3 protein-coding genes are annotated in these 6,000 nt (G+C 55.2%); all 3 read right to left on the bottom strand.

Features of this window, described 5'->3' with window-relative positions; translation table 11 throughout:
• Window positions 1–904 precede the first annotated feature (904 nt).
• The 3 genes from GGD46_RS32930 to GGD46_RS32920 all read right to left on the bottom strand — a co-directional run bounded on the left by GGD46_RS32930 (window position 905) and on the right by GGD46_RS32920 (window position 5,432).
• Window positions 905–1,945 (bottom strand): helix-turn-helix transcriptional regulator, encoded by a 1,041-nt coding sequence (locus GGD46_RS32930; RefSeq protein WP_004120045.1) that lies wholly within the window; start codon window positions 1,943–1,945, stop codon window positions 905–907.
• Between the two features lie 583 nt (window positions 1,946–2,528).
• Window positions 2,529–2,933, bottom strand: coding sequence for a DoxX family protein (locus GGD46_RS32925; RefSeq protein WP_004120043.1), 405 nt, complete (start codon window positions 2,931–2,933; stop codon window positions 2,529–2,531).
• Window positions 2,934–3,242: 309 nt separating this feature from the next.
• Complete coding sequence (locus GGD46_RS32920; protein WP_004120041.1) at window positions 3,243–5,432, bottom strand: prolyl oligopeptidase family serine peptidase; 2,190 nt, start codon at window positions 5,430–5,432, stop codon at window positions 3,243–3,245.
• Window positions 5,433–6,000 lie beyond the last annotated feature (568 nt).

Raw genomic sequence — 6,000 nt, 5'->3', positions numbered from 1 at the left:
AAGCAGCGACCCCGGCGTCGACTGCGGACAGAAGCAAGCACTCGGCGAGGGATTAAGCTCAAAAGGGATTGACTCGGGACAGCCCGTTACAGAAGAAGGAGCGGTTTAATCCCTAACAATTGCAAACCCAGAGCATACAAGTGCCAGATTACAGCACCGCATCCAATGCGAATAACCCAATTCCGCGCGCCGCGAACGTACGAGGCAAAGCTATATCGATAAGCCGGAAAGATCACCTCGAGTACGACGCATGTCGTAGCAAATATCGCAACCAGCGTGAACGATTTCACGAAGAACTGGGCCATCTCCTCTAAATCGAGAACGTACATTAGAATTGCTCCGACGAATTGGAACGACGTAATTGCCGTATGCGATGTCGGCGGCGATTGAAAATCGATTGTTTGGATAAGACCAATTCGTTTCGCAAATGGCTATCGCCAATCCACGAGCCGCCGCAGTAATCGGCAAGCCGCCGGAGTCATGCTTCTTGACTGCTGCCACCCTGGCCGTCGCCTTACAGTAAGGGGATATCGGCCGGCACAAGCGGTTGGCGGGCAGAAACTGCGCCACAGGAGACCACGTCTTTTTGAAAGCGGCGGTATTCCAGTCCTCGTAGGGCACTGGTGCTCTTCAACCTGGCAGGTCTCACTCACTTTCTGTCGGCGGCCTGGTTATTTGACCGCTGGGTGCAGACCCAACCGAGCGTTTATCGAAACAACGTTCGGACACCGGACGTTCGTTTTGTGCCGATACAGTGTGTCCGCAATTCGCGGGTCTGCGGCTTAATTTTTTTATCGCGTACTGACGGGAGTTCCAACGCTGTGGAACCGATGGCAAGAATGACGAAGACAAGGTAGCGGTTGAAATCCAACATGATCGTTTCGCCTTGAAAACAATCGGTCCGTCATTTCCAGCCAATCTTTTTTCGTCCCGGGGCGCTAAAAGAATGCAACCCGCAAGCGCCTCTCCTTGTTTCAGACGGATTTTCTCCATAGTGCGCCCTATAAACTGCGGAAAACCTCCCGAACTGAAAGAACCCCCATTTCAGGCAGATGTCTTTCAAAAGCATGCGGTTCTCTGGATCTAGCAGGTCTTCCCGTGCTGCCCGCAACCGAAGCATTTGTAGATAGGCTGCGGGTGTCATGTCCTTAAAAGCACGAAAACCAGCTTCGAGCGCTCGGGTGGAAACCACCGCTGCGTCTGCCACCATCGGCATTGTAATCGGCTGGTCGATATTGGCCCGCATGAACTCGATCCCGCGTCGAACATGTCTGGGAGCGATCATGCTGGGTTTCTTATCCAGCAGATGCAATAGCCGATGAGGCACCATCCTTATCACCACATCGGCGAGCGCCTGCGAAATATGTGCCATGGCTATAGGAGACTGCAAAAGCGGACCATTAGCGCGCATTCCGTCGATGATTGTTTCGGCGAGATTGCCGATCGTGCGGCCAACTGGCGTTGACAGATCCAGCTCAGGCAGGAGGTCAAGGGAGCCATTGAAAGGCACGTCAAAAGTCTCGCAAATTGTCCGTTGGAATAAGGCCCAATCAAGCACCAACTCATCTATTAGATTGGCTTGCCCGTGCATCACGATGCCGTCAGGCTCGAAATTCCGGTAAAGCAGCAATTTCCCTTGTGCTGCCTCGGCGGTGCGCCGACCGTACGTAACCCCCATGCCACCGCTGCGCGGCACCACGATCGATAGATGCTCCGTTGCACCCGAGCACCATTCCGTGCGGAACTGAAACCCATCCTGATGGGAACCGGTAATCAACACGGCGCCTTCACAAGTCGAAAGATCGATCCCCCAATGGAACTCTTGGGAGCGACTTACGAGTTCAGCGTCGAATGTCCCGAAAACCTCGCTGAGAGTTTCGATCATGCTATCGAACGTTGAGCCGCAATATCGAAAAACGGCATCATCGGCGCTATTTTCCATCATGTGTTCTCCAGGTGCCAGCGACATCGATCTTGTCGGTTCATACAAGATCGTCTCTCGAGTTTCATAGAGCTTGCGACAACCATTTTTTAATTGAACATAGCTTGCCCGGCGCCCGAAACCTCCAGTGACGAGGCGGTTTATTTCCTCTCCACTCTTATCCGAGTGTTGGCAGGCATGACATCTGCCTCAGGATCTTCAGTCGCCTTCGCCTCTTAGGCGTGGACTGAAGGGTTGGCCGATTACGGCGCTCGGAGAGCGGTTGTTTTTGGTTTCGTCTACTAGCATTCGCCCGTGGCGGGTTCCACCTCGACGCCGCTTCTTGTCGACCTAATGTTGTTGTATACCTATGTCGACAGGCAATCGGCATTGTCAACCGCAAAGGTTGACGCTCGCGATCCCCAATAAGTTCGTGGTATATTCTGAATAAAGAAGGAGAGCTTCTCTAGGTCAGTCGTCACTTACTCTTCAGCATGTTTGCTGACCAGATGTCATACGGTGACTTCCCGATACGATCCAAAGCGGGGAATTCAACGATGGTGGTTCCGGACGTACGATTCTTCCCGCTGCAGTCACGAAGCCCCTCTCATATTCGCTTCATCTTTGCGTCAAAGCTCCAAGCCCCGGGCCCTGTAGAGGCCAGATAAAGAAAGATGAAGCAAAACAGGAGCGTACCATCGCCGCCGTTCGGCACGGGAAAGGCGCTCTTGCCTGAGAAATTGGTAGTCCAATAGCCGAGGCCCATCTGCCCGGATAAAAGGAATGCAACCGGTCTGGTCAGGAGGCCAGTCAGCACAGCCAGGCCGCCGAACACCTCCCGAAGGCTAAAAATCAGCATCAGAGTGGATAAATTGGCTTCGTCCCCTGCTCCGCCAACGCCGAACGCGGGGAATCCGGCTAGCTTCATGGCGCCATGTTCAATGAGCAGCAGGGCGGTAACGATTCGGAGCACGGCGAGTGCCGTCTGCGCGTGTTTTGAAGCATCCTCCAAAGCAGTCTCCAGTTTTTCCAGTTGTCTCGTCCTAATTCCGGTCGATCGGCATTCGGATCAGGACGCCGGATCGATAGGAACGAACCTGGGTTGATCAGTTCGCGCAAATACGGTGCCAAGAAATTATCGAGGGACGTAAGGCGATCTTGCGTAAGACCAGATAGGTCTTCTGAGCGCGGAAGAAGCATTGGGGCTTGATACAACCCGATTTTGTCGTGCGTGTCCGCCGCCAAAGAAACGCACGCGGCAACGGTCCGATCCTTTACTCGAACCGGATTGCAAATCCGTTCCAATCGCGAGGATCCATGCTCACTTATTGTCCATGAGTTTTTGAGACATGTAGGTGTATTCGAGCGCGTAGAGGCGCGCGCGTTCCTGCAGGTTGGCGGCAGCGGCGTGGCCGCCCTCGATGTTTTCGTAATAGTAGAAGGGCAGACTCATATCTTCGAACAGGGCGGCCATTTTGCGCGCGTGCGCCGGACCGACGCGGTCATCTTTGGTCGAGGTTTCGAAGAAAGGCTCCGGATAACCCACACCCGCCCTTACGTTATGATATGGCGAGATCGAGCGCAGAAAGGCGCCTTCGACAGGATCGTCCGGATTGCCATATTCGCCCTGCCACGAGGCTCCTGCCGACATGTGGGTGAAGTTGACCATGTCGAGAAGCGGCACCTGGATCACGGCCGCGTTCCATAGATCAGGGCGCTCGGTCAGTTGCACGCCCATCAGCAGGCCGCCGTTCGAACCACCCATGATCCCGAGATGCGGTGCCGAGGTAACCTTCTTCGCGATCAGGTCCTGCGCCACGGCCTGGAAGTCGTCATAGACACGCTGACGATGGGTTTTCAAACCGGCCTCGTGCCATTTTGGTCCGAATTCGCCACCCCCTCGTATATTGGCCAGCGCGTAGGCACCCCCCTTTTCCAACCACAACTTGCCAAGTGTTGCCAAATAGGTGGGACGCATTGAAATTTCAAAACCGCCATAAGCATAGAGGATGGTGGGGTTCGTGCCGTCGAGCTTAATATCTTTGCGCGCCACGAGGAAGTAGGGAACTTTCGTTCCATCCTCCGAGGTCGCCCAGAACTGCTGTACTTGCAGGTCTTCAGCATCGAAGCGTTCCGGGCTCGACTTGAGCTTCTCGACATTGCCGCTTGCAGCATCCGCGTAAAAAAGGGTGGAGGGTTCGAGGAAACCTTCCGAGAAGATGAACAGGTGATCGCTCTCATTGTCGCTCGACGTCACGGACAAAGTCGAATTTTCCGGCAGGGCCAATTTAAAGGACGACCAGCCATTCTTGCCGAAATCAAAGCTGCGTACCTCGCTGCTGACATTCGACTGGATCGACAGCACAAGATGATTTTTCGTCTGGGTAATCCCTTGGACAGACTGGTGGTCGTTCGGCATGAACAGCACAAGTGGTTCAACGTGCGCCGGATCGGCGAGCGCCGCGCGGAGATCGAAAGCGATTAGCGCGCCATTGTGGAAGACGGTGCCATTGGCCGAGGCCCAGTCCGACTTCAAATTGTAGATTGCCTGGCCCTTGTAGTAGCCACTTAAAGCAGCTGTGGTCGGGAATGGCAGAACGACCTTGCGGTTATCGGTGTGACCGTTCGGGTAGAAGGCTAGTTCTGTGTTGAACGAGTCGAGGTCGCGATAGGAGATGTCCATCACATACTTGCCATCAATGTCGCGCATCACGCTGCGGCGAGACGAGACGTCTTTCTTGTCGCCGCGAAAAATCTCGACCGCCTGATCGAGGCTCTGGCCCCGCTTCAGCACCTTGGTGACGTAGCCGTAGCCGGAATCCGTCACTTCGCCCGGCGTCCATTCCCGAGTCACGTAGATGGTGTTCTCGTCCACCCAAGTCGCCGACTGCTTGCCCTCAGGCAGGACGAAGCCTTCCTTAACGAACTGGCCCCTGGCGATGTCGAATTCGCGCACCACATCTGCATCCTTGCCGCCATCAGACAGGCTGAGCAGGCAGAGATTGTCGACGGGCGGCAGGCAGTTCTCGCTTCTGAGCACCCAGGTCTTATCCTCGAGTTTGGACAGCGCCTCGACATCGAGAATGACGCGCCATTGAGGGCTTCCAGACCTGTAGGCTTCCCAGCTCGTCCGCCGCCACAGACCCTGCACGTGCGTGCCGTCCTGCCAAAAGTTGTCGATCGTGCTGCCATGCGCGAAGCCGGGCCGAACAATGCGATCGGTGGCTTGCAAGATCTTCAGAATGTCAGCCTGATATTCGCCATAGCGTGGATCTTTCGACAGTTTGTTGACGGTTGATTGGTTATGCGCCTTCACCCAGACCATCGCCTTTTCGCCGTCAATCTCATTCAGATAGGCGCGAGGGTCGGCGGCGTCGTTGGGAGCGTTGTTAGGGTTGGAATCGATCGGCTTGGCAACAGTGGTCATCGGCGCCTTGGCAGAAGCCGCCATGGTGAATGCCATCGCCAAAACCATAGCCAACACCAATCTATTCAGAAATGTACCGCGCATAATTTACCTCGCCGAAATCCAACGTCCAAGCGGTTGAAACAAACCGCTCCGCCTCTCGTCTCGGCAAGAGCTGTGCCAATCAAGCGCATCTGAACTGACCCTCTGGAATCAAAGGCTTGGGAGCATGAAGGCCTTGTAGGATAAGTCGCACTGCAATGTCGCAACCGCTCCAGGTTTGTCACTTCCATATGGCTCTGAGACGATCCTCGTACTGATTTCCCCACAAGGGCGAAGGCGCGCATAGGTCACCAGGCCTGGTATTGAGTGCACGGGCGGGAAGGTGCGCCTCGCCGAGGCTCTCAGGAGTGCTTGGTCGGCCATCACGTGACGAATGGATTGCCCTGCCCGGTGATGGTGGCGAGCGACCACATATTTGGTCACGGAGCGGAGAGCGACCATTTTCGTCTCGCTAGCCTCCCAAGAAACATGCGTACGATTCACGCCTGCAAGGAGGCGCAAAGGTCAGGCGAATACGCAAATGCGGCCGTGATGGCGATGGTTAGCGGTCAAATGACAAGAAGATGGTGCGGCTGTGGGCGATGCGCGTGCGGCTGTTGTAACCGGCCGT

It is taken from the genome of Martinezella lusitana, assembly GCF_014207095.1.
Lineage (GTDB): Bacteria > Pseudomonadota > Alphaproteobacteria > Rhizobiales > Rhizobiaceae > Rhizobium > Rhizobium lusitanum_B.
Note: the sequence above shows the minus strand (reverse complement) of the source record. Positions and strands in the feature narration are given on the sequence as shown.